Origin of the sequence: Mangrovihabitans endophyticus (assembly GCF_014646155.1) — a bacterium.
In the GTDB taxonomy this organism is placed as follows: Bacteria; Actinomycetota; Actinomycetes; order Mycobacteriales; family Micromonosporaceae; genus Actinoplanes; species Actinoplanes endophyticus.
Genome location: NZ_BMMX01000019.1, coordinates 49,304 through 72,580 on the forward strand (window position 1 = coordinate 49,304; position 23,277 = coordinate 72,580).

At 71.2% G+C, this 23,277-nt stretch carries 27 protein-coding genes and 1 pseudogene; 11 read left to right on the plus strand and 17 right to left on the minus strand.

Annotated elements, in window-relative coordinates:
* Positions 1-141: 141 nt before the first annotated feature.
* A complete protein-coding gene (locus IEY73_RS19945) occupies positions 142-1,101 on the plus strand; it encodes an alpha/beta hydrolase family protein (protein ID WP_229715982.1) in 960 nt (319 codons plus the stop codon).
* 27 nt (positions 1,102-1,128) lie between these two features.
* On the opposite strand, the gene IEY73_RS19950 is transcribed toward IEY73_RS19945, so the two are convergent.
* The 3 genes from IEY73_RS19950 to IEY73_RS19960 form a co-directional block, all read right to left on the minus strand.
* Complete coding sequence (locus tag IEY73_RS19950) at positions 1,129-2,079, minus strand: zinc-binding dehydrogenase (protein WP_189080778.1); 951 nt, start codon at positions 2,077-2,079, stop codon at positions 1,129-1,131.
* A gap of 37 nt (positions 2,080-2,116) precedes the next feature.
* The gene (locus IEY73_RS19955) at positions 2,117-3,349 is read right to left on the minus strand and encodes an NAD(P)-dependent malic enzyme (protein ID WP_189080779.1); all 1,233 of its coding nucleotides are present in this window, start codon (positions 3,347-3,349) and stop codon (positions 2,117-2,119) included.
* A 148-nt stretch (positions 3,350-3,497) separates the two neighbouring features.
* Complete coding sequence (locus IEY73_RS19960) at positions 3,498-3,806, minus strand: S26 family signal peptidase (RefSeq protein ID WP_189080780.1); 309 nt, start codon at positions 3,804-3,806, stop codon at positions 3,498-3,500.
* An 84-nt stretch (positions 3,807-3,890) separates the two neighbouring features.
* Here IEY73_RS19960 and sodN point away from each other — a divergent pair, with 84 nt between their 5' ends.
* From sodN to IEY73_RS19975, 3 genes are read left to right on the plus strand one after another with little or no spacing between them, the layout of a single operon-like run.
* Positions 3,891-4,295: a superoxide dismutase, Ni gene (sodN, locus tag IEY73_RS19965; RefSeq protein WP_189080781.1), complete on the plus strand. Its 405-nt coding sequence runs from the start codon at positions 3,891-3,893 to the stop codon at positions 4,293-4,295.
* Entirely contained in the window at positions 4,292-4,804 is a 513-nt protein-coding gene (locus IEY73_RS19970; RefSeq protein ID WP_444543379.1) for a GNAT family N-acetyltransferase, read from the plus strand. The genes sodN and IEY73_RS19970 overlap by 4 nt, the downstream gene beginning before the upstream one ends.
* Positions 4,805-4,833: 29 nt before the next feature.
* A complete protein-coding gene (locus IEY73_RS19975) occupies positions 4,834-5,247 on the plus strand; it encodes an ATP-binding protein (RefSeq protein ID WP_229715983.1) in 414 nt (137 codons plus the stop codon).
* Positions 5,248-5,256: 9 nt separating this feature from the next.
* On the opposite strand, the gene IEY73_RS19980 is transcribed toward IEY73_RS19975, so the two are convergent.
* Together IEY73_RS19980 and IEY73_RS19985 are read right to left on the minus strand one after the other, a co-directional pair.
* Positions 5,257-5,952, minus strand: a complete 696-nt coding sequence (locus tag IEY73_RS19980) for a FadR/GntR family transcriptional regulator (RefSeq protein ID WP_189080783.1) — start codon at positions 5,950-5,952, stop codon at positions 5,257-5,259.
* Positions 5,953-6,011: 59 nt separating this feature from the next.
* A complete protein-coding gene (locus IEY73_RS19985; protein ID WP_229715984.1) occupies positions 6,012-6,407 on the minus strand; it encodes a hypothetical protein in 396 nt (131 codons plus the stop codon).
* Positions 6,408-6,461: 54 nt separating this feature from the next.
* Between IEY73_RS19985 and IEY73_RS19990 the strand changes: the two genes are divergently transcribed.
* The 3 genes and pseudogenes from IEY73_RS19990 to IEY73_RS33685 all read left to right on the plus strand — a co-directional run.
* Positions 6,462-7,412 carry a diacylglycerol/lipid kinase family protein gene (locus IEY73_RS19990; RefSeq protein ID WP_189080785.1) on the plus strand — a complete coding sequence of 317 codons (951 nt, stop codon included), beginning with the start codon at positions 6,462-6,464 and terminating at the stop codon, positions 7,410-7,412.
* 421 nt (positions 7,413-7,833) lie between these two features.
* Positions 7,834-8,088 carry a WhiB family transcriptional regulator gene (locus IEY73_RS19995; protein WP_189080786.1) on the plus strand — a complete coding sequence of 85 codons (255 nt, stop codon included), beginning with the start codon at positions 7,834-7,836 and terminating at the stop codon, positions 8,086-8,088.
* A 168-nt stretch (positions 8,089-8,256) separates the two neighbouring features.
* A pseudogene (locus IEY73_RS33685) lies at positions 8,257-8,595 on the plus strand (MerR family transcriptional regulator); the annotation flags it as partial.
* A 38-nt stretch (positions 8,596-8,633) separates the two neighbouring features.
* Here IEY73_RS33685 and IEY73_RS20000 read toward each other — a convergent pair.
* Genes IEY73_RS20000 through IEY73_RS20015 form a run of 4 tightly spaced genes read right to left on the minus strand, consistent with a single transcriptional unit; the run spans position 8,634 to position 11,963 of the window.
* The gene (locus IEY73_RS20000; RefSeq protein ID WP_189080787.1) at positions 8,634-9,377 is read right to left on the minus strand and encodes a sirohydrochlorin chelatase; all 744 of its coding nucleotides are present in this window, start codon (positions 9,375-9,377) and stop codon (positions 8,634-8,636) included.
* Complete coding sequence (locus tag IEY73_RS20005) at positions 9,359-10,120, minus strand: phosphoadenylyl-sulfate reductase (protein ID WP_189080788.1); 762 nt, start codon at positions 10,118-10,120, stop codon at positions 9,359-9,361. Before IEY73_RS20005 ends, IEY73_RS20000 begins: the two co-directional genes overlap by 19 nt.
* Complete coding sequence (locus IEY73_RS20010) at positions 10,117-10,275, minus strand: hypothetical protein (RefSeq protein WP_189080789.1); 159 nt, start codon at positions 10,273-10,275, stop codon at positions 10,117-10,119. Before IEY73_RS20010 ends, IEY73_RS20005 begins: the two co-directional genes overlap by 4 nt.
* Positions 10,272-11,963: a nitrite/sulfite reductase gene (locus IEY73_RS20015; RefSeq protein ID WP_189080790.1), complete on the minus strand. Its 1,692-nt coding sequence runs from the start codon at positions 11,961-11,963 to the stop codon at positions 10,272-10,274. The genes IEY73_RS20010 and IEY73_RS20015 overlap by 4 nt, the downstream gene beginning before the upstream one ends.
* A gap of 378 nt (positions 11,964-12,341) precedes the next feature.
* On the opposite strand from IEY73_RS20015, the gene IEY73_RS20020 reads away from it, so the two are divergent.
* Entirely contained in the window at positions 12,342-13,847 is a 1,506-nt protein-coding gene (locus IEY73_RS20020; RefSeq protein ID WP_189080791.1) for a glycosyltransferase family 39 protein, read from the plus strand.
* A gap of 79 nt (positions 13,848-13,926) precedes the next feature.
* On the opposite strand, the gene IEY73_RS20025 is transcribed toward IEY73_RS20020, so the two are convergent.
* Together IEY73_RS20025 and IEY73_RS20030 are read right to left on the minus strand one after the other, a co-directional pair.
* The gene (locus IEY73_RS20025; RefSeq protein ID WP_189080792.1) at positions 13,927-15,477 is read right to left on the minus strand and encodes a sensor histidine kinase; all 1,551 of its coding nucleotides are present in this window, start codon (positions 15,475-15,477) and stop codon (positions 13,927-13,929) included.
* Between the two features lie 23 nt (positions 15,478-15,500).
* Positions 15,501-16,535, minus strand: coding sequence for an SIS domain-containing protein (locus IEY73_RS20030; RefSeq protein ID WP_189080844.1), 1,035 nt, complete (start codon positions 16,533-16,535; stop codon positions 15,501-15,503).
* Positions 16,536-16,741: 206 nt separating this feature from the next.
* Between IEY73_RS20030 and IEY73_RS20035 the strand changes: the two genes are divergently transcribed.
* A complete protein-coding gene (locus IEY73_RS20035) occupies positions 16,742-18,397 on the plus strand; it encodes a tetratricopeptide repeat protein (protein ID WP_189080793.1) in 1,656 nt (551 codons plus the stop codon).
* On the opposite strand, the gene IEY73_RS20040 is transcribed toward IEY73_RS20035, so the two are convergent.
* Positions 18,375-18,593, minus strand: a complete 219-nt coding sequence (locus IEY73_RS20040) for a biotin/lipoyl-binding carrier protein (RefSeq protein ID WP_189080794.1) — start codon at positions 18,591-18,593, stop codon at positions 18,375-18,377. The two genes, IEY73_RS20035 and IEY73_RS20040, sit on opposite strands and share 23 nt — an antisense overlap.
* A gap of 133 nt (positions 18,594-18,726) precedes the next feature.
* Here IEY73_RS20040 and IEY73_RS34405 point away from each other — a divergent pair, with 133 nt between their 5' ends.
* A complete protein-coding gene (locus IEY73_RS34405) occupies positions 18,727-18,801 on the plus strand; it encodes a 50S ribosomal protein bL37 (protein ID WP_373292824.1) in 75 nt (24 codons plus the stop codon).
* A 53-nt stretch (positions 18,802-18,854) separates the two neighbouring features.
* Here the strand turns inward: IEY73_RS34405 and rsrA are convergent, their stop codons facing one another.
* The 5 genes from rsrA to IEY73_RS20065 form a co-directional block, all read right to left on the minus strand.
* Positions 18,855-19,133, minus strand: a complete 279-nt coding sequence (rsrA, locus tag IEY73_RS20045; protein WP_189080795.1) for a mycothiol system anti-sigma-R factor — start codon at positions 19,131-19,133, stop codon at positions 18,855-18,857.
* Positions 19,134-19,138: 5 nt separating this feature from the next.
* Positions 19,139-19,921: a sigma-70 family RNA polymerase sigma factor gene (locus tag IEY73_RS20050; protein ID WP_189080796.1), complete on the minus strand. Its 783-nt coding sequence runs from the start codon at positions 19,919-19,921 to the stop codon at positions 19,139-19,141.
* Positions 19,922-19,964: 43 nt separating this feature from the next.
* The gene (locus tag IEY73_RS20055; protein WP_373292823.1) at positions 19,965-20,591 is read right to left on the minus strand and encodes an alpha/beta hydrolase family protein; all 627 of its coding nucleotides are present in this window, start codon (positions 20,589-20,591) and stop codon (positions 19,965-19,967) included.
* An 11-nt stretch (positions 20,592-20,602) separates the two neighbouring features.
* The gene (locus IEY73_RS20060; RefSeq protein WP_189080797.1) at positions 20,603-21,007 is read right to left on the minus strand and encodes a WhiB family transcriptional regulator; all 405 of its coding nucleotides are present in this window, start codon (positions 21,005-21,007) and stop codon (positions 20,603-20,605) included.
* A gap of 188 nt (positions 21,008-21,195) precedes the next feature.
* A complete protein-coding gene (locus IEY73_RS20065; protein WP_189080798.1) occupies positions 21,196-21,885 on the minus strand; it encodes an SOS response-associated peptidase in 690 nt (229 codons plus the stop codon).
* 112 nt (positions 21,886-21,997) lie between these two features.
* On the opposite strand from IEY73_RS20065, the gene aroA reads away from it, so the two are divergent.
* Complete coding sequence (gene aroA / locus IEY73_RS20070; protein WP_189080799.1) at positions 21,998-23,275, plus strand: 3-phosphoshikimate 1-carboxyvinyltransferase; 1,278 nt, start codon at positions 21,998-22,000, stop codon at positions 23,273-23,275.
* The last annotated feature ends 2 nt before the right edge of the window (positions 23,276-23,277 follow it).

Sequence of the window (23,277 nt, forward strand, 5' to 3'; positions counted from 1 at the left end):
CGTCGCGCTCGCCGCCGGCCGAGTCAGGGCGCCGGGTGGGGCGGCCGGGTGGGTGCGGGTCGGGCGGCCGGGTTGGGGGCGGGCCGGGCCCGGCGGCCGGACTCGCCGCATGCCCGGCCGCCGCATGGGCACAATGACATGGTGTTTTGTCGGACCTGCGCCACGGTGACCGCGGCGATCCTGATGACCGGGCTGGCCGCCTGTTCCGCCGGCGACGAATCGGATGCCGCGCCGTTGACGGCAGTCAGCAGCATCCCGGCCGCCACGCCGGAGGACTCGCCGACGTCCGCGGCACCCGCGCGCCGGCCCGGAACCCGGGCCGCCACACCCGCCGCCAAGGGCGCCCCGCAGCGAACCTTCACGGTCGCCGTCCGGCACCTCGACCTGTCCCGCAGCGGCCGGGAGCTGCCCACCACCGTGTGGTACCCGAAGGACGGCGAAGGCCCGTTCCCGCTCGTGGTCTTCAGCCACGGGCTCACCGCACAGCCGAGTGACTACGCGGATCTGATCAAGCGGTGGGCACGCGCCGGGTTCGTGGTCGCCGCGGCCGCCTATCCGCACACGTCGCACGGCGTCGAGGACTACGACCCGCTGGACGTGACGAACCAACCCGCCGACGCGTCGTCCGTGCTGACGTCGGTGCTCGCCCTGAACCACCGCGCCGGGGACCCGCTGGAGAACCGCCTCGACACCGAGCGGATCGGCGCGGCGGGCCACTCTGCGGGCGGCATCACCACGGTGGGGCTGTTCAGCAGCAACCGGGACGACCGGCTCACCGCGGGCATCGTAATGGCGGGCGAGCAGGTGCTGCCCGCGCCGTACTCCGGCCCGGCCGCGGCGATGCTCTTCGTGCACGGCAAGCTCGACAAGACGGTCAGCTATCGCGACGGCTTCGCCGCGTACGACGCGGTGCCGTGGCCCAAGGCGATGATGTCCATCACCAAGGGCGGCCACGCGACCACGAAGTCGGACTTCGGCGTGGTGGCCGCGACCACCACCGACTTCTGGCGGTGGAGCCTGTACGACGATCCGGCCGCCAAGTCCCGGCTGAACGCCGATGCGACAAAGGGCGGGCTGGCCACGCTCACCAACAGGCTGTGAGCCCGGCTCGGGTCCGATCCGCCGGGCTCAGTGCAGGTGGTCGATCGCCACCTTGCCGAAGACCTCGCCGGAATGCAGCCGGGCGAACGCGTCGGCCACCGCGCTGAAGCCGTACGTCGAGTCGATCACCGGCCGGAGGTCCCGCTCCGCCATGAGCGTGAGCAACTCGGCGAGTTCCTCGGCGGTGCCCATCGACGAGCCGAGGATGTCCAGTTGCATGCCGAAGACCCGGCGCAGGTCGACGGTGGCCAGGTGGCCGCCGGTCGCGCCGCAGACCACGATCCGGGCACCCGGCCGGGCCGACTTCATGGAGTGTTCGAAGGTCGGGGCGCCGACGGACTCGACGACCATGTTCACCCGCTCCGGAAGGCGCGCTCCCGGTGCCACCGCGGTGGCGCCGAGCTCGGCGACGCGGTCCCGCTTCCACTGCTCACGACTGGTCGCGTAGACCCGCTTGCCGAGCGCCACGGCGAGCACCACCGCCGCGGTGGACACGCCACCGCCGGCGCCCTGCACCAGCACCGCGTCCGCGTCCGCGACGCGACCGCGGGTGACGAGCATGTGGTAGGCGGTCAGCCAGGCGGTCGGCACGCAGGCCGCGTCCAGGAACGACATGCCCGCGGGCTTGGCAACGAGGTTGCCGGCGGGCACGGCCACCCGCTCGGCGAGCGTGCCGGGATGCCGTTCGGACAGCAGCGAGTAGCCGCGCGGGTCCTTCGGGTCGGGAACCACCGAGTGGAGCACGACCTCGTTGCCCTCCGGGTCGACTCCGGCCGCGTCGCATCCCAGGATCATCGGGAGCCGGTCGGCGGGCAGGCCGACGCCGCGCAGGGACCAGATCTCGTGATGGTTCAGCGAGCTGGCCCGCACGTCGACGGTGACCCACCCGTCCGGCGGATCGGGGTCGAGCCGGTCGTCCACGGTGAGCGCGGACAAGGGTGCGTCGGGCTTGCTGGACGAGGCGTAGGCGGCGCGCATGCCTCGACCATAGTGGCGAACGCCGCCCGTGGCGCGGTCAGCCGATCGGAGCCGGCGACTCGGCGTGGCCGAGGGCGAGGCGGCGGGCCACGCCGTCACGCTCGGCGGCGCGTGCGACCGCCGCGGCCACCGCCGGCGCCACCCGCGGGTCCAGGGCCGACGGGACGATCGCCTCGGCGCTCAGCTCGTTGGTGACCACCTCCGCGATCGCCTCGGCCGCGGCCACCTTCATCCGCTGCGTCACGGTGGTCGCGCGCACGTCGAGTGCGCCGCGCAGGATGCCGGGGAACGCCAGCACGTTGTTGATCTGATTGGGGAAGTCGCTGCGGCCGGTGGCGACCACGGCGGCGTACCGGGCGGCGACCTGCGGCGGCACCTCCGGGGTGGGGTTGGCCAGCGCGAAGATGATGCCGCCCGGGGCCATCCCGGCCAGCGCCTCCTCGTCGATGATTCCGCCGGAGACGCCGATCAGCACGTCCGCGCCGATCAGCGCTTCGCGCACGCCGCCAGCCCGGCCGGAGAGGTTGGTGGCCGCGGCGAGTTCGGCCTTCGCCGGTGTCAGGTCGCCTCGCTCGGCGTGCAGGATGCCGCGCGAGTCGCAGACGATCAGGCTGGCGCCGGGGAGGCCGGCAGCGATGAGCATCTTGGTGATCGCCACGCCGGCCGCCCCGGCACCGGTGATCACCACGCGCAGGTCCGCGAAGCGCCGGCCCAGCAGCGCCGTCGCGTTGCGCAGCGCGGCCAGCACCACCACCGCGGTGCCGTGCTGATCGTCGTGGAAGACCGGGATGTCCAGGGCCTCGTCCAGCCGCCGTTCGATCTCGAAACAGCGGGGCGCGCTGATGTCTTCGAGGTTGATGCCGCCGAACGAGGGCGCCATCGCCCGGACCGCGGCGATGATCTCCTCCGGATCCTGCGTGCTCAGGCAGATCGGGACCGCGTCCACCCCGCCGAACTGCTTGAACAGGACCGCCTTGCCCTCCATCACCGGCATCGCCGCGGCGGGCCCGATGTTGCCCAGGCCGAGCACCGCCGAGCCGTCGGTGACCACCGCGACCGTGTTGCCGGTCCAGGTGTAGTCGTGGGCCAGGTCCGGGTCGGCGGCGATCGCCTCGCAGACCCGCGCCACTCCCGGCGTGTACGCGCGAGACAGATCGTCCCGGCCGGCCAGGGGGACGGTCGCGGTGATCGCCATCTTCCCGCGGCGGTGCATGTCGAAGACCGGGTCGGCGGCCAGGGCAGGGTCGAGCTCGAAGCTGAACAGGGACATGTGGTGACTCCAGAAGGCATCGGAACGTGGCGCAAGGAAAACGTCGAGCCAGCCGGCGCGGGCGCGAGTCGGCGCCGGCCGGCGTGCGATGCCGGGGGTCACCCGGTGCGGGGACCGCAAGACTTCGGTGTGCCGCGGTTACCGCAGGTTAACGTGGCCGTCCGGGACGAGGCCAGTACCGCCACCGGACACGCCCGATGACATCTGCCACTCCGTACGCGCGGGAATCATCGGTCACGTAGTCGTTGTCGCCGCGCAGCCACCATCCGCCGTCCTGCTCGCGCACCGCCCGCTTGACCACCAGCAGGTCCGGCCGTGAGCGGAACCGGCCGACCACGATGTCGCCGACCCGCACCCGGCCGCCGCGGTGCACCACCAGGGCGTCCCCGGAGCGCAGGGTCGGCGCCATCGATGGGCCGCGCACCGACACCGCGAACATCGGCAGGCGCAAGCGCATGGGATCGGGCCTCCGTCACGTTACGGGCAGTGCGTCGGGGGTACTGTCAACCACGGATCATCGCAAACGTATGGAGGGGTCCTGATGCGACTTCCGCGCTTTCTCACGCCGCGCACCCAGGTCAGCGCCCACTGCGACCTGCCGTGCGGTGTCTACGACCCGGCCCAGGCACGCATCGAGGCCGAGTCGATCAAGGGCATCGCCGAGAAGTACCAGGCGAACACGGACCCGGAGTTCCGCACCCGGGCGATCATGATCAAGGAGCAGCGCGCCGAGCTGGTCAAGCACCACCTGTGGGTGCTGTGGACCGACTACTTCAAGCCGCCGCACTTCGAGAAGTACCCGAACCTGCACCAACTGTTCAACGAGGCCACCAAGCTGGCCGGCGCGTCCGGCGCCAAGGGTTCGGTGGACCCGGCGGTCGCCGACCAACTGCTCGGCAAGATCGAGGAGATCTCGAAGATCTTCTGGGAGACCAAGCAGGCGTGACTTTCTCTGCCGTGGTACGGCCGGCTCGTCCCTCGGACGTGCCGGCCGTCGTCTCGATGGTGCACGAACTGGCCGACTTCGAGCGCGCCGCCGACCAGTGCCACCTGACCGAAGAACAGCTACGCGCCGCGCTGTACGCCAACCATCCCGCGCTGCACGCCTTGGTCGCGGTCGATCCGGACGACGAGCCGATCGGGTTCGCCCTGTGGTTCCGCAACTTCTCCACCTGGGAGGGAACTCACGGCATTCACCTTGAGGACCTGTACGTGCGGCCGCACGCGCGCGGCACCGGGGCCGGGCGTGCCCTGCTCGCGCAGCTCGCCGCGATCGCGGTGGAACGCGGTTACCAGCGCGTGGAATGGGTCATGCTCGACTGGAACCCGGCGGCCGACTTCTACGCCGCGATCGGCGCCTCGGTGACCGAGGACTGGGTGCCGTACCGTCTCAGTGGTCCGGCCCTGCACCGCCTCGCGCAGCGGTCCGCCCCGGCGTCCCCCGTCGGCGGATAGAGTCTCCTGACATTGGGAGGATGGGTACGGTGACTCAAGCGACACAAGCGCATCCGCAGCCGGCCGTCGGCGACGACGTCGTGCTGCTCACGGTGCCCGCCGACGGCGATTACCTCAGCGTGCTGCGGACCGCCACCGCGGGTCTGGCCGCACGGCTGCATTTCGCCCTCGACGAGATCGAGGACCTGCGCATCGCCGTGGACGAGGCATGCGCGATGCTGCTCGCCATCGCCGCCCGCGGCGCCGAGCTGGAGTGCCGCTTCGCCGTGACGGACGATGCGCTGACCGTCGAGGTCGGCGTGGACACTGTGCGGGGTGCCCGGCTGCCGGCCGAGTCGTCGTTCGCCTGGAAGGTGCTGACCGCGCTCACCACGTCGGCGTCCGCCGAGGTGACCGGCCGGCAGGCGAAGATCCGCCTGCTCACCAGGCGCACCTGGGGCTGAGCCGGGGGCTCAGCGCTCGTTGGCCGCCACGATGTAGTCGAGGTGCTGCCGCGCCGCGGTCACCGCGCCGTCCGCGTCGTGGTCCTGCAGGTGGACGAGCAGTTGGCGATGATCCTCATCGATGCGCTCCCAGTACCCGTCCGGCAGGTTCTCCACCACCTGCTCGCCGTACGACACGCGGTAGAGCGGACGGGTGACGAGTTCGAACAGCGGGTTGCCGGTGGCCTTGGCGACCGCCGAGTGGAACGCGGCGTGCGCCTGCAGCATGACGTCGAAATCGTCCAGGGCCGGGTCGAACAGGGCCGCCCGGATCTCGCCCAGGTTGCCTTCGGTGCACCGCATCGCGGCGAGCCCGGCGGCCGGGACCTCCAGGGCCCGCCGCAACTCCAGCAGGTCGGCGAACCCCACGGCGGTGGAGTTGCCCAGCAGCGTGAAGCCGGTGGACAACGCCTCGGACAGTTGCTCGGCGTCGGGGTGCGCGACGAAGCTGCCTCCGGTCACGCCCCGTGTGGTCACGATGAGGTGCTGACTGGCGAGCAGCCGCAGCGCCTCCCGGACGGTGCTGCGACTGACGCCGCTGCGCACGCACAATTCCGGTTCTGGGGGCAGTCGCTCCCCCGGGCGCAGGCGGCCCGAGGTGATGTCGTCGCGTAGTTCGTCGGCCAGGGTCTGATAGGCGGGTGGACGCACCGTCGATCCGGTCACGTCCCCCAGGGTATTCCCTGAGTCACGCGGTGCGATGCTCTTGTGGGCGAACGACCGGTTCACTCCACGCCGAGCGCCCGGGTGCTGGACGGAACCACGATCAGCACGCCCACGGTCACCCCCAGGACCAGCAGCACCAGGCCCAGCCAGAGCGGGTCGGTCTGCACCAGGAACCCGCCGGACGCGATGACCATCAGTTGCACGAAGACGGCCGGGCCGCGCGCGCCCAGACGCCGACGCCCGAGCAGGCGAGCCACGAAAACCACGAATGCCACGCCGATGGCGGCCATCACGGTGAGCGCGATGGCGATGGGCACGCTGTCCGGGTCGGCGGTCAGATCCAAGAAGATCAGGTAGGCGGTGAGCCCGGCCAGGGCAGCCGCTTCCAGGAGCATCAGACGCACGGCCCACGCCAGCGTCGCGGACCCGGGCGCTGCGGAACTCTTACCGGTCACCCGCAGCACCATACCGGCCGCTTCGGGTGATTCCTGTTGGGTACAGTGCCGCCCATGCGAGCGTTACTGGTGGTCAACCCGAAGGCCACCACGACCAGCGAACGCAGCCGGGACGTCCTGGTCCGCGCACTGCGCAGCGAGGTCGACCTGACCGTGGAGTACACGCTCCGGCGCGGGCACGCCGCGGCGCTGTGCCGCGCAGCCGCGGAGAGCGGGGTCGATGTCGTGGTCACGCTGGGTGGCGACGGCACGGTGAACGAGGCGGTCAACGGGCTGATGAACGCCGACGCCGCGCTGGCCGGACGCGGTGCCACGCCCGCATACCGGCTGCCCGCGCTCGGCGTGGTGCCGGGCGGCTCGACCAACGTCTTCGCCCGCGCGCTCGGCCTCCCTCGCGACTGGGCGGACGGGACCAGCGTGATCCTCGACGGGCTGCGCGACGGCCGGCATCGGGTGATCGGGCTGGGCCGCGCCGACGACCGCTACTTCACCTTCACCGCCGGCATCGGCTTGGACGCCGCGGTGGTGCGACGCGTCGAGCAGGCTCGATTGCGCGGCCGGACCTCGACACCCGCCCTATATGTACGGTCCATGGTGGCCCAGTTCCTCTCCGGAGAGGACCGGAAGTCGCCTCCGCTCTCCCTGGAACGCCCCGGCGAGTCGGTTGAGTCGGAATTGAGCACCATCATCATACAAAACACTGCTCCATGGACATATGTAGGCGATCGGCCGATCAATCCAAATCCACAGGCTTCCTTCGACCACGGCCTCGACGTCCTCGCCGTGCGCCGCCTCAAGGTCTCCAGCACGACACGCACCGTGACACAGATGGCGTCACTCAAGGGCGACCCGCACGGACGCGAGGTGCTGCGGCTGCACGATCAGGCGGAGTTCGCCGTCGTCTCCACCCGGCCCCAGGCGTTCCAACTGGACGGTGACTACCTGGGCGAGCGGCAGAAGGTGCACTTTGCGTCCGTCCCGCAGGCGCTACGTGTGATTTGCTGACGCCTGGGTATGGAGCCTGAGTCCCCTCACGATCCGTTACAAAAAGTCTGGCAAAAGGTCGGCAGGGGGGCCGAGACCGTACTACATTGATGGGAGCGTTCTTCATCCGGTCCCACGGACGTCCGGGATAGATGGACGAAACCAGACATAAGGGCCGTGACCCAGCTCACCCAGCAAGAGAAACTTCCGGCGTTACCCTTGACATCGCACAGGTTCGTGAAAGCATTCACAAGCGATATGAAGTAACCGGCAGCCGCTCGCGCGCGTTCCTTATCCAGAAGCGCCGGAACGGACCGCCGAACCGAATAGCTTGCTCACGCACTGGTGCCCAGACAGGCGCAGCCTGTTGAAGTGCCTCGCGGACGCAGATAAGTAAGTGCACCGTTTCATTACCCCATCCGAACCAAGGAGAGTTGCCGCCATGGACTGGCGCCACCATGCGATCTGCCGCGACGAGGACCCGGAGCTGTTCTTCCCGATCGGGACGTCTGGCCCCGCGCTCCTGCAGGTCGAGCAGGCCAAGGCCGTCTGCCGGCGGTGCACCGTGACCGAGGCGTGCCTCCAGTGGGCACTCGAGTCCGGTCAGGACGCCGGCGTTTGGGGCGGAATGAGCGAGGACGAGCGGCGCGCCGTGAAGCGTCGCGGCGGCCTTCGGGTCGGCGCTCCTACCGCCTGAACCTTTTCCCTCACAGCATTTACGCCCCGGGCCGATCGGCTTCCGGGGCGTCGTGCTGTTTCGGGACGATTACGCGGCGCAATGACTGCGGTGCGCGCAATTGCGATCACCACGAGTCGCGAAATGATCTCGAAAATGGATCATCACCGTTTCTGCGATGATGACCGGATGAGGTACTCCTCCGGAGACGTCGCGGACAAGACCGGCTTCAGCGTCGACACGCTCCGCTACTACGAACGCATCGGACTGCTTGCCGGCGTGGCCCGCACGCCGGGTGGGCAGCGCGCGTTCAGCGACGCCGACATCGCGTGGCTGACCATTCTCCGGTGCCTGCGCGACACCGGCATGCCGATCGCACAGATGCTGCGCTACGCGCGGCTGGCACGCATCGAGCACACCGAGGAGGAGCGGCTCACCCTCCTGGAGGAGCACGACACGGAGGTGAGCCGGCGGATCGACGTGCTGGAACGGCAACGCGAGCACATCCGGGAGAAGATCGCGTACTACCGCGCCGTCGTGACCGCGCCGCGGGCCGAGCGGACCGCTCAGGCGGCGACGGGGGATGCGGCGGCCACCCGCGAGGCGATCAGCCGGACCAGTTCCGGAGCGTCCCCCAGCGGCTGTGCCGCCGCGATCGCCCCGGCGGACTGCGCCGACGCCACCACGGCGTCATAGAGCCGGCCCGGCGCGAGGAAGTACGACGCCACACCGACACGGGAGGCGCCCGCTTCGCGCAGCGCGGTCACCGCCTCGGCACCGGTCGGGGGCGCCGCCGAGGCGTACGCGACCCGGCAGGGCCGGTCCAACCGGTCACCCAGCACCGCCGCCGCCTGCTCGACCGTGGCGCGCGCTGCGGCGTCGTTGGTGCCCGCGGCGGCCAGCACCACCGCGTCCAGGGAAACCGGCGGCAGACGACGAATGAGGGCGTCCACCAGGGCCGCCGAGACGGGCCCCAGCACCGGGGCGACGGACACGTCCACCGCCAGGCCCGCGTCGCGCGCGTCGGCCACCACGGCCGGCACGTCGACGCGCCCGTGATAGGCGGCGGTCAGCAGGAGCGGCACCATGATCGCGCGCCGGCACCCCAGCGCGGACAGGGTCGCCAGCACCTCCAGCGGTCGCGGGCCGGCATGGTCCAGGTACGACGCGTGCACGTCCCACTGGGGATGCGCCGCGGCGACCGCGGCGGCGAGCGCCCGGGTGGACGCGGCCGCCCGCGGGTCGCGCGAGCCATGCGCGACAAGCAGGACGGCCGGCCCGTCCCCGAAGTTCACTGATGGAGGCCGCATTCGGTCTTCTCGAACATCGCCCAGCGGCCCGCTCGCGGGTCCTCCCCCGCGGTGGTGCGCCGGGTGCACGGCCAGCAGCCGATGGACGTGTACCCGCGCTGGAACAGCTCGTTGACCGGCACGTTCCACCGGGAGATGTACTGATCCACCTCCGGCTGCGTCCACGCCGCGATCGGGTTGACCTTGATCTTGCCCCGCCGTGCGTCGAAGGACACCACGGGCGTGCCGGCACGCGTCGGCGATTCGTCGCGGCGCAGGCCGGTCGCCCAGGCGTCGTACTCGCTCAGCGCCCGCTCCAGCGGCTCCACCTTGCGCATGAAGCAGCACTCGTCCGGGCTGCGGGCGAACAGCCGCGGGCCGTACTCGCCGTCCTGCTGCCCCACCGTCATCCGCGGCCGGATCGATCGCACGGTCACGTCCATCGTCGCCGCGACCGTGTCACGCACCTTGAGCGTCTCCGGGAAGTGCAGTCCGGTGTCCAGAAAGACCACGTCGACGCCCGGCGCCACGCGGGAGAACAGGTGCGCCACCACGGCGTCGGCCATGGAACTGGTCACGCAGAAGCGCGCGCCGAAGGTGTCGGTCGCCCACTTGGCGATCTCCAGCGCGCTAGCGCCCTCCAGGGCGACACCCGCGGCGTCGGCGATCGATTGAAGTTCGTCGGCGGATCGTCGGGACGGATCGGTCGCCCGGCTGCCCTGGAGAGACACCAGGCCCAGTCCGGCGGCGGTCACCACAGTCATCGGTTCACTCCCTTGGACAGCAACCCGTTGAACTTGACCGTGAAAACGCGGGCACAGCAGTGGCACTCCCACGCCCCGTGCGACGCCTCGCTCGGACGCAGGTCCTCCTCCCCGCAGTAGGGGCAGTACAGCGGCGTGGAGCGCGCATCGCTCATTGCACGAGCTCCTCGTCCGCCCGGACCACCCAGTCGGCGAACGACTCGCCGTCGGTGCGTCCCCGCACGTAGTTGTTGGCCAGCCGCTCCACGTACGCGGGAAGCTCGTCGGCGGTCGTCTTCAGCCCGCGCACCTTGCGGCCGAAGCCCGCGGTGGCGCCCTGCGCCATGCCGAGCCCGCCGCCCAGGTGGACCTGGAAGCCCTCCACCTGCTCACCCTGCGCGTTCATCACGAGCTGGCCCTTGAGGCCGATGTCCGCGACCTGCGTGCGGGCGCACGCGTTGGGGCAACCGTTGATGTGGATCGAGATGTCCGCGTCGAAGTCCTTGAGCCGGTCCTCCAGCCGCGCGACCAGTTCCTCGCCGCGGGCCTTGGTCTCCACGATGGCGAGCTTGCAGTACTCGATGCCGGTGCACGCCATGGTGCCGCGCCGCCACGACGACGGCCGCGCCTCCAGCCCGGCCGCGCGCATCTGCTCGATCAGGCTCTCCACCCGGTCGTCCGCGACGTCGAGCACCAGCAGTTTCTGGTACGGCGTGAGGCGCACCCGCCCGGAGCCGTGCTGCTCGGCGATGTCCGCCAAGCGGCTCAGCTGGGTGCCGGAGGAACGCCCGACCACCGGCGCGGCGCCGACGTAGTTGCGACCGTCGACCTGCTGGTGCACTCCGATGTGGTCGATCGGTTTGGCGGGCAGATCCGGCGACGGACCGTCGATCAACGCCCGTCCCAGGTATTCCTTCTCCAGCACCTCACGGAACTTCGCCACGCCCCAGTCGGCGAGCAGGAACTTCAGCCGTGCCCGGGTGCGCAGCCGACGGTAGCCGTAGTCGCGGAAGATGCCGACCACGCCCTCCCAGACCTCGGCCACCTCGCCCAGCGGCACCCACACCCCGAGCCGTTCGGCAAGCCGCGGGTTGGTGGACAGGCCGCCGCCGACCCACAGGTCGAAACCCGGGCCGTGCTGCGGGTGTGTCACACCGAGGAAGGAGATGTCGTTGACCTGGTACGGCGTGTCCGCCAGCCAGGAGATCGAAGACTTGAACTTGCGGGGCAGGTTGGCGTACTGCGGATCGCCGATGAAACGGTCGAGGATCTCGTCGATGGCCGGCGTCGGGTCCAGTTCCTCCACCGCCGAGATGCCCGCCACCGGGCTGCCCAGCACGACCCGCGGGCAGTCGCCGCACGCCTCCGTGGTCTGCAGGCCGACGGCTTCGAGCCGGCGCCAGATCTCCGGCATGTCCTCGATGCGGATCCAGTGCAACTGGATGTTCTGCCGGTCGGTGATGTCCGCACTGTCGCGGCCGAACTCGCGCGAGATCTCGCCGATCGTCCGCAACTGAGCCAAGTCCAGCGCCCCGCCGTCGATGCGGACCCGGAGCATGAAGTGCTCGTCCTCCAGCTCGTGCGGCTCCAGGATCGCGGTGCGTCCGCCGTCGATCCCCGCCTTGCGCTGGGTGTAGAGGCCCCACCAACGGAACCGGCCGCGCAGGTCCTGCGGGTCGATGGAGCCGAATCCGTTGCGGGCGTAGATGTTCTCGATGCGGGCTCGGACGTTGAGCGGATTGTCGTCCTTCTTGAGCTGCTCGTTGGAATTCAGCGGCTCGCGGTGTCCGAGCGCCCACTGGCCCTCGCCTCGGGCCTTGCGGGGCCGGGCGGTCGGGCGGGATGTGGTGCTGCTGGGCGCCATGTCGGCGTTCCTCCGGGAGGTCGTGGGCGCAACGCGACGCTCACGGCCTGCGGAGGCTCGCGACATCAATGTCAGGAGAGGCCGGCGCGTCGTGCGCACCCGGATCGGTCGGATCGGGCGGCGTCAGATGGCCGGACACATCGCGCTGCGGACACGCCCGTAGTCCACGTGGCGGCGGGCCACGAGGCGGCGGTCGAACGCAGCGGTCATAGCGTCAGCCTCTCACGCGCACGCAGCCCCGGCCAGCGTGGTCCAGATGGCGGGAGTGTGCCGCTGCACACAACGGGCGTGAGTGTGCCACTGCGCACAGTGCTGGGTACTGAGGTGCGCGCGGGTCATAGACTGCTGCATTTCGCCCGGTCGACACGAAAGAATGACATGCCCCTCCAGGCGGAGCAGCAGACCGCAATCCCCCGTCAGCGCGCCGAAGCGCCCACCGGGTCGCCCGACCAGCGTTGGACACGGGCCCGGACGTGGACCCGGGCCTGGATGATCTCCGTGGTCCCGGCGCTGGCGATGCTCGTCGTCGGACGGTTCCGGCTGCAACAGCCGACCCTGGGCTGGGACGAGAACGCCACCTGGATCGCCAGCCAGCGTACGCCGGGGCAGATCGTCGACCTGGCCCGGCACTTCGACGGCGTGATCTCGCCCTACTACCTCTTCATGCACCTGTGGACCGCGGTCTTCGGCGATTCGGAGTTCGCGCTGCGCGCCCCGTCGCTGCTGGCCGTCGCGACTGCGGTCGGGGTGGCGGCGGAACTCGGCCGACGGCTGTTCGGCCCGGGCGTCGGCCTGCTCGCCGGGCTCCTCCTGGTCGCCGTCCCGCAGTTGTCCCGCTACGCGCAGGACGCACGGGCGTACGGGCTGGCGTTCTGCTGCGCCACGCTGGCCACGCTGCTGCTGCACCGGGCGCTTGCCCGCCCCTCGTGGGGCCGCTGGGCCGGGTACGCCGCCGCGATCACGCTGGCCGGGTGGGCGCACATCCTGACGCTGCTGGTGCTGGCCGCTCACGCGTACGCGGTGTGGTCGCGCAGCGCCGGGCAGCACGACCGCCTGCGGACCGCCCGACGCTGGCTGATCGCCGCCGCGGCCGCGCTGCTGCCCGTGCTGCCGTTCGTCTATCTGGGGCTGACCCAGCGCGGCGAGCAGCTCGACTGGATTCGCCCGATGGACGCGGAGCAGGTGTGGTCGGCGCCCGGAGACATCTTCGGATCGGCCGCCGTGGGCCTGCTGCTGATCGGGCTGGCCTTCGCGGCACACGCCACCGACCGCCGGGCGGTCCGCGAGCTGGCCGTGCTCGCCACGGTGCCGCCGGTGCTGCTCATCGCGGTCTCCTTCGTCACGTCCTCGCTCTGGGTCCCGCGATATGTGCTGTTCGTCATCCCGGCGGTCGCCCTGCTGGCCGCGCTCGCGCTGCGCGGGCTGTGGATGCGCGCCGCCCTGGCGTTGGTCGTGCTGGCCGCGGTGGGCGTGCCGGCACAGACCGAGGTCCGGGGGCCGGTGAGCCACATGGGTGCGGACTTCCGCACCATCGCGGGCGTCGTCAAGCGGCACCAGCAGCCCGGCGACGTGATCGTGTACGGGCGTGAGGGCACCTGGTCGCTGCGTGCCGGCATCGACTATCAGCTACGCGACCAGCCGAAACCGCGGGATGTGCTGCTGCGCGAGCCGGCCGCCGAGGTCGGCGAGCTGGACGCGGTGGAGTGCGACGAGCCGGCCCGGTGCCTGGGCACGGCGCCGCGGGTGTGGTTCTTCCGGCAGTGGCAGTCCGACGAGCCGCTGAGCAGCGCCGGGGACCTGACCGACACGCTGCACACGAACTACCGGGTGGTGCGCGTGTGGAAGGCCACGAAGGCGACCCTGGTGCTGCTGAAACACCGCTGACCGGCGGGCGACCGGCGGCCCTGCGTCACTTGGCGGCCCTGCGTCACTTGGCTGATCAGCGTCACTTGGCTGATCAGCGTCACTTGCGGATCAGCGGCACGACCAGCACCGCCTCGGTGCCGCCGCTGGCCCGGTTGCGCAGCTCGATGGTGCCCCGCAGCTCGCCGGTGGCCAGCGCGCGCACGATCTGCAGTCCCAGCCGGCCGCCGGCGTCCGCCCGGAACCCCTGCGGCAGGCCCTGTCCGTTGTCCGCCACGCTCACATGCAGTTGCTTGCGGAACCGGTGCGCCGAGACCACCACTTCCGCGTCGCCTGCGGCAGGCGACGACGCCTCGTCCACGACCGGCGCGGGCTCGTCCGGGTCCTCGTCCGGGAACGCGTGTTCCACCGCGTTCAGCAGCAGCTCATTCAGCACCATGACCAGCGAGGTGGCGATTTCCGCCGGAAGGACGCCGAAGGTGCCGTCGCGGCGCATGCGCACCGCGCTCCCGGTGGCGGCGACCTCGGCGGCGGCCGTGGCGACCCGGTCCACGATGCCGTCGAAATCCACCGCCTCGTCGCTGGACATGGACAGCGTCTCATGCACCAGCGCGATGGAGGCCACCCGCCGGACCGAGTCCTGGAGTGCCATCTTGGCCTCCGGAATGTCCACTCGCCGGGCTTGCAACCGCAACAGCGCCGCCACCGTCTGCAGGTTGTTCTTGACCCGGTGGTGGATCTCCCGGATGGTCGCGTCCTTGGTCATCAACGCGCGCTCCCGCCGACGGACCTCCGTGACGTCGCGCACCAGCACCAGGGCTCCTATCGGCACGCCGGCCGGCAGCAGCGGCAGGGCACGCATCAGCACCGTCGCACCGCGGGCCTCCACCTCCTGCCGCGGCGGCGACTCACCGCGCAGGGCGGAGAGCATCCGGTCCGCCACGTCGTTGCCTTCCAGCGGATCGGCCGCCAACCGGCTGGTCAGAGCGGAGAGGTCCTCGCCCACCAGATGGGCGTTGAAGCCCAGGCGCCGATACGCCGACTGGGCGTTCGGGCTGGCGTAGGTGACCTTGCCGCCGGCGTCCAGCCGGATCAGGCCGTCGCCGACCCGCGGGGCCGACGTGGTCTCGCCGGGATGCCGCCGCGGCGGGAACGTGCCGTCGCTGACCATCTGCGCCAGGTCGTCGGCGGTGGTCAGATAGTTGAGTTCGAGCTGGCTGGGGGTGCGGGCGGTGGAGAGGTTGGTGTCCCGGCCGATCACCGCGATGAGCCGGCCGGGCTCCTCGGCCCCCCGCAGCCGCACCGGGATGGCTTCGTGCCGGGCGGGGGTGTCGCCGTACCAGACCGGGTCGCCCTCGCGCCAGATCCGGCCCTGCGCGAAGGCGATCTCAAGGTGCGCCACCTCCGGACCGCCGAAGATCCGGCCGACCTGGTCGTCCTGGTACGCCGTCGGCGCCGTGGTCGGACGCACCTGGGCCACGCAGAGGAATCGCCGCGGCTCCCCATCGTCGCGCACCGGCACCCAGAGCAGCAGGTCGGCGAACGACAGGTCGGAGAGTAGTTGCCAGTCCCCGGCCAGCCGGTGCAGCGCATCGATGGCGGGTGCCCCGAGGTCGGTGTGTTCTTCGGCGAGATCGCGCAGGGTCGACACACCATCAGCCTGCCACGCCATTGTTACCGGGTTGCGGTCACCTTGTTCAGCCCCCGGGGTGCGTCCGGGTCCGCACCGCGGGCGAGCGCCAGCGACAGGGCCAGCTTTTGCAACGGCAGGATGTCCAGCAGCGGCGCGTACCGCTCGTCCACCGCCGGCACGTCGAGCCGCCCGGCGGCGCCCGGCACGTCGTGCGCGCCCACGGTCACCACGTCCGCGCGACGTTCACCCAGCCGGTGCACCACGTCGCTCATCGCGCTGCCGCCCGGCCCCGCGCCGACCACCGCCAGCACCGGCACGTCGGGGTCGGTCATCGCGAGCGGCCCGTGCAGCAGATCGGCGCCGGAGAACGCCAGGGCGGGCAGGTAGGACGTCTCCATCAGCTTGAGTGCGGTCTCCCGGGCCGTCGGATACGCGTACCCGCGTCCCGTGGTGACCATCCGGGAGGCGAAACGGTACCGCTGCGCCAGTTCGGCGGCGCCGTCGTCGGCGATCACCCGGGCGGCGAGCCCGGGGAGTGCGCGCAGCGCCGCCTGCTCCTCGGCGGGAATCGCGCCGTCACCGGCCCGGATGCCCTCCACCAGCATCAGCAGGGCGAGCAGTTCGGCGGTGTAGGTCTTGGTGGCGGCCACCGCGCGCTCGTGTCCGGCGGCCACGTCCACCGCGAACTCGGCCGCCTCCGCCAGCGGTGACGACGGATTGTTGGTGACCGCGAGGGTGAGCGCGCCGCTGGCCCGCGCGACGGTCAGAACCTCGGTGAGGTCCGGCGACCCGCCGCTCTGGCTGACGCCGACGACCAGGGCGCCGGAGAAGTCCGGCCGCGCGCCGTAGAGGGTGATCGCGCTGGGCGATGCGCTGGCGACGGGCAGACCGAGGCGGATCTCCGTCAGATAGGCCCCGTACAGCGCGGCGTGGTCGGAGGTGCCTCGCCCGACGAAGACGACGTGGCGGGGGCGCCGCTGCGCGATGCGGGCGGCGATCTCGGCGATCCCGGTGGCGTGCGACCCGTCGACCAGACGGTCGTATCCGGCGGGCTGTTCCTCGATGTCGGCGGCCATGCCCCGGCCGTGCAGCGTCACAACATCCTCCCCAAGACGTAATTTGCTCGCCTGATGCGCAATCTTGCACGAAATCATCGTCAAACGCAAAGCTTCGATCAGGGTGGTGTCAAGAGAGGACTGACATATTGAGGAACGTCGCCTAGGCTCGCGACCGGACCCGCCACCCGAGACTGATCCGCAGACGACAGGGATGGGTGCAGCGCATGAACGATGCACGGCGCTCCGCCGACCACGACCTCGCGCAGGCCCGCGCCGCGCTCGCGCGAGGCGAGATGAGCCATGCGGCCGGGCATCTGGCCGGAGCCATCGCGCACGCCCCCACCCTGCCCGAGACCCACGAATTGCTCAGCCTGCTCGCCGCCCGGGCGGACGGCGGACTCGACCTCTTCCCGCTGGAACGCCACGCGTTCGTCGGCACCATCGTGGCCCGCGCACATCTGCTGGCCGCCGCCGGACGCCCCGAGGACGGGCTGCCGTTGCTCGTCGCCGCCAGCGGCAACACTCCCGGCACGGATTGGGCCGGCGTGCCCTGGGTCAGCGACCCGGCCCTGGCCGTTCGGATGGAGCCCAGCCTGCTCGCCCGCGTGGTGATGCAACTCTGCACCGCCATCGGCGATCCGGCGCCACTGCAGGGACGGGACTCGCTGCGCCCGTACCTGACGCTGATGCGGCACGCGGTGACGGCTCACCCGGGTCATGCCCTGCTTCTCGGCGCGGGGTCCGCGCTGGCCCGCCGGCTGGGCGAGACGCGGCTCGCGGTCGACTGGGCCGAACTGGCCGTGGCCGCCGAGTCCACCAAGCTCGGCGAGATCTGGCTCGGGTACGCCTACCGCAGCGCGGGCCGGACCGGGGAGGCGCTGGAGGCCCTCGGCCGCGCCGTGGCGCACGACCCCGACGACCTTTCGGTGTACGCGGACATCGCCGCCACCCTCGCCGACGACGGCCGCCTCGACGAGGCGCTGAGCTGGGCGGACCGCGCCCTGGCTCGCGACCCCACGTACGACTGCGCCGTGCACACCGCCGGACGCCTGCGCTTCCGCGCCGACGGCGACCTGACCCATCTGGTGCGCGTCGCGGACTTCCAACGCGATCATCCCGACGATGCGCACGAGCACACCGACCTGGCGGACTGCTGCCGTGGCGTGCCGTGGCTGGGCCACGTGCCGCCCGCGGGCTTCCCCCGCCACGACCCGCGGCGTCGGCCGCCGGTGTCCCAGCGCCCCTCGGCCGCCGCGATCGAGCGGTTGCGCCGGGTGGCGTCACCCACCTGGGGGCACCCGCCGACCGCCTACGACGCCGCGCTGGGGCTGGTGCTTGTCGAACCGGACGAACTGCTGGCGCTGCTCATCCACACCCCGCCGGTGGACCCCGGCATGGCCGGCTCGGCAAGCCGCAGCGACCGTGCCTGGTGGGAGCGGACCGCCCGGGTGTGGGCGTGCCTGGGCCTGCTGCATCATGGCGCCGACGAGCCGTGGGCCTGCTCCGCCCGCCGCCGCCGGCTGGTGGAGCTGGTCTCCGACGGAACCGATCAGATCACCGAGGCGGCGTTGTTCGCGCTGGTCGTCTACGCCTGGGTGGATCCGGCGGCGCGCATCGACGTGGCCGCCCTCATCACCCGGCGGCTGATCGACGCGGCGCGCGGCGAGAACGGCATGTCGACGGCGAGCGCGTGGTCGATCGCGCAGATGGCGCTCGCCACCCCGGAGATCGACCCGGCGGCGTCCCGCCTCGCGGCGTCGATGGCCGAGGCTCGGGCGGCCACGCTCGGCCCGGATGTGCCACAGCAGCGCCGCCGTGGCACGACACGGCGGCTGCTGCGATGGCTGTCCGGTGGTCTCAGTCCTCGATCACCGCAATGAGGTCACCCTCCTGCACCACGTCTCCCTCGTTCACCGCCAACTGGGAAACCGTCCCATCCGACTCGGCGAGCACGGGGATCTCCATCTTCATCGACTCCAGGATCACCAGCGTGTCGCCCTCGGCCACCTCGTCACCGGCGGAGGCCACGACCTTCCACACGTTGGCCACCATCTCGGCGCGGATCTCTTCGGCCATCCTGAGTTTCCTCTCCTGCGGCTGTCCGGGATGACGGTATCCAACCACGAACCCTTGGTGGGGGAATCCTGAGAGTCGTCACGCGCCGACTACGATCGTCGGGCTGAACGAATGCGATGAACAGGAGTCCGCCATGGCGAAGAAGGCTCGCAAGAAGAAGGCTCGCAAGAAGAGCAACGCCAACCACGGCAAGCGGCCCAACAGCTGAGCGGAGGGTCCGCGCCCGGATGCCGGGCGCGGACCCTCGGCATCAGGCCGGGATCAGGACAGGTACTCCCGGCTCTCCACGTCGATCACCAGGTCGTTGAGCTTCAGGCGCAGCCGCTCACGGAGTTCCCGCGGTGCGGTCTCCGAGCCGCAGCAGCGGGCGACCAGAGCCTTCACCTCATGCTCGATCCCATACTCGTGGAGGCAGTGGGTGCAGTCGTCCAGATGCCGCCGGATCAGTTCCCGGCGGGTCTCGCTGCACTCCAGATCGAGGTAGAGATAGACCTCGCTGAGCACGGTGCCGCAATCGGGCGTCTTGTCCTCGTCGCTCATCGAACTCATGCCTCCTGCGGTTCCGACGCATTCCGGGTGATGCCCCGGTCCGCGGCGTACTGCTCCAGCAGTTTGCGCAGGTTACGCCGGCCACGGTGCAAGCGCGACATCACGGTGCCGATCGGCGTCCCCATGATGTCCGCGATCTCCTTGTAGGAAAAGCCCTCGACGTCCGCCAGATAGACGGCGAGCCGGAATTCCTCCGGCAACGCCTGCAGGGCGTCCTTGATGTCGCTGTCCGGGAGACGGTCGAGCGCCTCGGTCTCGGCCGACCGCAGACCCACCGACGTGTGCGACTCCGACGACGCGAGTTGCCAGTCGGTGATCTCCTCGGTCGGCGCCTGGACGGGCTGGCGCTGCCGGCGCCGGTACGAATTGATGTAGGTGTTGGTGAGGATGCGGTACAGCCACGCCTTGAGGTTCGTGCCCTCTTGGAACTGGTGGAACGCGGAGAATGCCTTGAGGTATGTCTCCTGCACCAAGTCCTCGGCGTCCGCCGGGTTGCGCGTCATCCGCAGACCGGCGGCGTAAAGCTGGTCCACGAACGGCAGCGCATCCCGCTCGAAGCGCGCGCGTCGCTCCTCGGTCCGTTCCGTCTCAGCCACCCTCTGCTCTCCCCTCGGCCGTCCCGCCGAGGATACGGGTAGTGCCCGAGGAGTCGATTCGAAAACCGCCGGTGTGCCGACGCTCACCGTTTCGGTGGACGCCGATGTCGTGGCGGGCCACTCCGGGGCACCCAGCAGGTTCCGCACCCGCTCTGCCTCACGGTTGACACTCGCGGCTAGCACTCGATCCCCTTCCGACGTCGTGCCTCACCGCCAGTGCAACGGATCAGCGGGACCTCGCATTCCGGCCCGCGTCGGTCCATCCATGCCGCCCCAGCCAGGCGATAACCTGCTCCGCGGTGGCCGCCAGGTCCTTGCGCAGATCGTGTTTCGCGCCGGGCCGGACGATCACCTCGACCTGGCCGACCGGCTCGGGAACGCCGAACGGGTCACGGTCGCCGTTGACCACCAGGGTGGGCAGACGCTCCGGCAGCTCGGCGGCGCGGCTGCGCTCCGGCCGACCCGGCGGGTGCAGCGGAAACGCCAATGCGAGCACGGCCGCGGCACCGAGCCCGGCGGCCGTCCGGCAGGCCACTCGCGCACCGCTCGATCGGCCACCGAGGACCAGCGGCAGATCCGGATCGGCGATCTCCCGGACGACCGCGGTCCACGCCTCGTCGAGGTGACCGGCCGGCGGGGGCGAACGCCTGCCGGCCACCCGATAGGGCTGGGTCACCAGGACCACCCGCAGGCCCGCCGCCACCGCCGCGGACCGGATCCGGGTCAGGTCGGGAGCGTCCACCCCGCCCCCGGCGCCGTGGCCGAGGACGAGCATTGCCGCCGGTTCGCCGGCCGGCTCGGTGACATCCACACCGGCCGGCCCGCGCGGGGTTGGGATTTCGGGACTGTGCACAGCTCCTATGTTTACCGGCCGGCCGGCACCAACGGGGACGGCCGGAGGCCGTCCTCACCCGGACGATCTCGGACCGGATCGGCCGACCGGTCATCCGGTCGTGCACGCTCGTTCCAGGCCACCAGCATCGCCCGCCGCTCTCGCGGGGTGGTGCCGCCCCACACACCATGGCAATCGCCCACGGTCAGCGCCCAGGCCAGGCAAGGCCCGCGAACGTCACAGGCCCGGCAGAGCGCCAGGGCTGCGTCGGACGGCTCGTTCGGTGCCGGGAAAAACATCTCCGGATCGACCGTGCGGCACGCGCTGCGCGTGCGCCATGCCTCATCGGCGTGCTGTTCATCGATCGCGGCAAGCAGTCGCGGATCACGCCTCGCGACCGCGACCTCGTGCGGACGGGGCAATCGTGCCCGGGTCATCAGCCCACCTCCCCCGTGGGACCGGCCATGCATGTGATGGCACGTCCCGCCCCGTGCGGGTGCATGCATCACGACCGGGGCTGGTTTGTATCGCAATCGGATGGACAAGAACAAGGGGCTTATCGATCCCGAAACAAAGTTTCCGAAAAAGCCGTGGCCACAAAACCGGTTAAGCCACGCATTCCGCGTCAGAAAAGCGTCGCCGGTTCTTCGTCCGCGGGTGTGGCTGGCGTCACCAAATGCGGGCCGTTGTTGCGCACGTTGCCCACATCCGGGCGCACCGCGCGGACCTCGATCGCGTCCAGCTCCGGCACCGGCAGCGGCCGCAACACCTCGGCCGGGTCGCCACCGCCGGACAGCCACGAGGCCCACCGGTCGCGCGGCAGGATCAGCGGCATCCGATCGTGCACCCGTGTCAGGCCGCCCAGCGCGGCCGTGGTGATCACGCTGCAGGTCAGCATCTCGCCACGCCATGTCGTCCACAGCCCGGCGAAGGCGAGCGGCGAGCCGTCCCGGCTGGTCATGTAGTAGGCCTGCCGGGAAGCGGAGACCCGGACCCACTCGTACCACCCGTCGGCGGGCACCAGGCAGCGACGGCGCGCGAACGACGGCGCGAAGGCGGGTGAGGTCGCGACCGTCTCGGCCCTGGCGTTGATCATGCGACTACCGGCCCGCGGATCGCTCGCCCAAGGCGGCACCAGGCCCCAGCGAGCCGCATCGAGGACGCGCCCGTCGTGCCGTTGCGACATCCGGATCACCGGCACCGGGTCGGTGGGCGCCACGTTCCAGCTCGGCTCCGGCGCCTCCGCGACGCTCACGGCATCGAACAGCGCGCTCAGATCGGTCTCGCTCCGAGTGGTCGCGTACCGCCCGCACATGGTTCGGAAGACTACGCCTGCGGGCCGCCGGGCGGGGGCACCGATCGCGGACGCCCGCGGCGGGCGGGGCAACGGCCATGCCGTCCGACCGGGATGGCCACGATGGAGCAGAATGAGACCCGTGACTTCATGGACCGCTCCGCACGCCGCCGGCCCCGTCGACGCCACCGTGACACTGCCCGGCTCCAAGTCGATGACCGCTCGCGCGCTGGTGCTCAGCGCGCTGGCGGACAGCCCGTCGGAGCTCGTCCGGCCGTTGCGCGCGCGGGACACCACGCTGATGGCCGGCTGCCTGCGCGCCCTCGGCATCGACGTGGACACCTCGGCGGACGACCGCTGGCGCGTCACGCCCGGTCCGCTGCGCGGGCCGGCCACCGTCGACGTGGGCCTGGCCGGCACGATCATGCGGTTCGCCCCGCCGGTCGCCGCGCTGGCCGACGGTCCGGTCACCTTCGACGGCGACCCTTACGCGCGCGAGCGGCCGCTGCGCCCGATCGTGGACGGGCTGCGCGCCCTGGGCGTGACCATCGACGCGTCGGCCTCCGGCGGCCTGCCGCTGACCGTGCACGGCACCGGAGCGGTCGAGGGCGGTTCGGTGGTCATCGACGCGTCCGGTTCCAGCCAGTTCGTCTCCGGGCTGCTGCTGTCCGCGCCGCGCTTCGGCAAGGGCCTGGTGCTGCGGCACGAGGGACCGCCGGTGCCGTCCGCGCCGCACCTGCGGATGACCACCCACATGCTGCGGGCGGCCGGCGCGGCGGTCGAGGACGGCATCCCGGACGAGTGGATGGTCGAGCCCGGCCCGCTGCGCGGCTGCACCTGGCAGATCGAGCCGGACCTGGCCGGGGCGGCGCCGTTCTTCGCGGCGGCGATGGTCACCGGCGGCACGGTCACGCTCGCCGGGCTGCCCGCGGAAAGCTGGCAACCGGTGGACCGGCTGGCCGAATTGCTCACCGCGATGGGCGCCACGGTGTCGCAGGGGACCGACGGGCTGACCGTGCGTGGCGGCATGCTCCGGGGCATCACCGCCGACCTGTCCGAGGTGGGTGAGCTGACGCTGGTGATCGCCGCGCTGGCCGCGCTCGCCGACGGCCCGTCCCGGCTGCGCGGGGTGGCGCACATCCGCAGCCACGAGACGGATCGGCTGGCCGCGCTCGCCCGGGAGCTGACGAAGGCGGGCGCCACGGTGACCGAGCACCCGGACGGGCTGGACATCACCCCGGGGCCGCTGCGCCCGACCGTGTTCGAGACCTACGACGACCACCGGATGGCGCACGCGGCGGCGGTGCTCGGGCTCGGTGTCGAAGGGATCGAGCTGACCGACGTAGCGTGTACGTCGAAGACGCTGCCCGAGTTCCCGGAACTCTGGGCCGGGCTCGTGACGAGGAGCTGAAC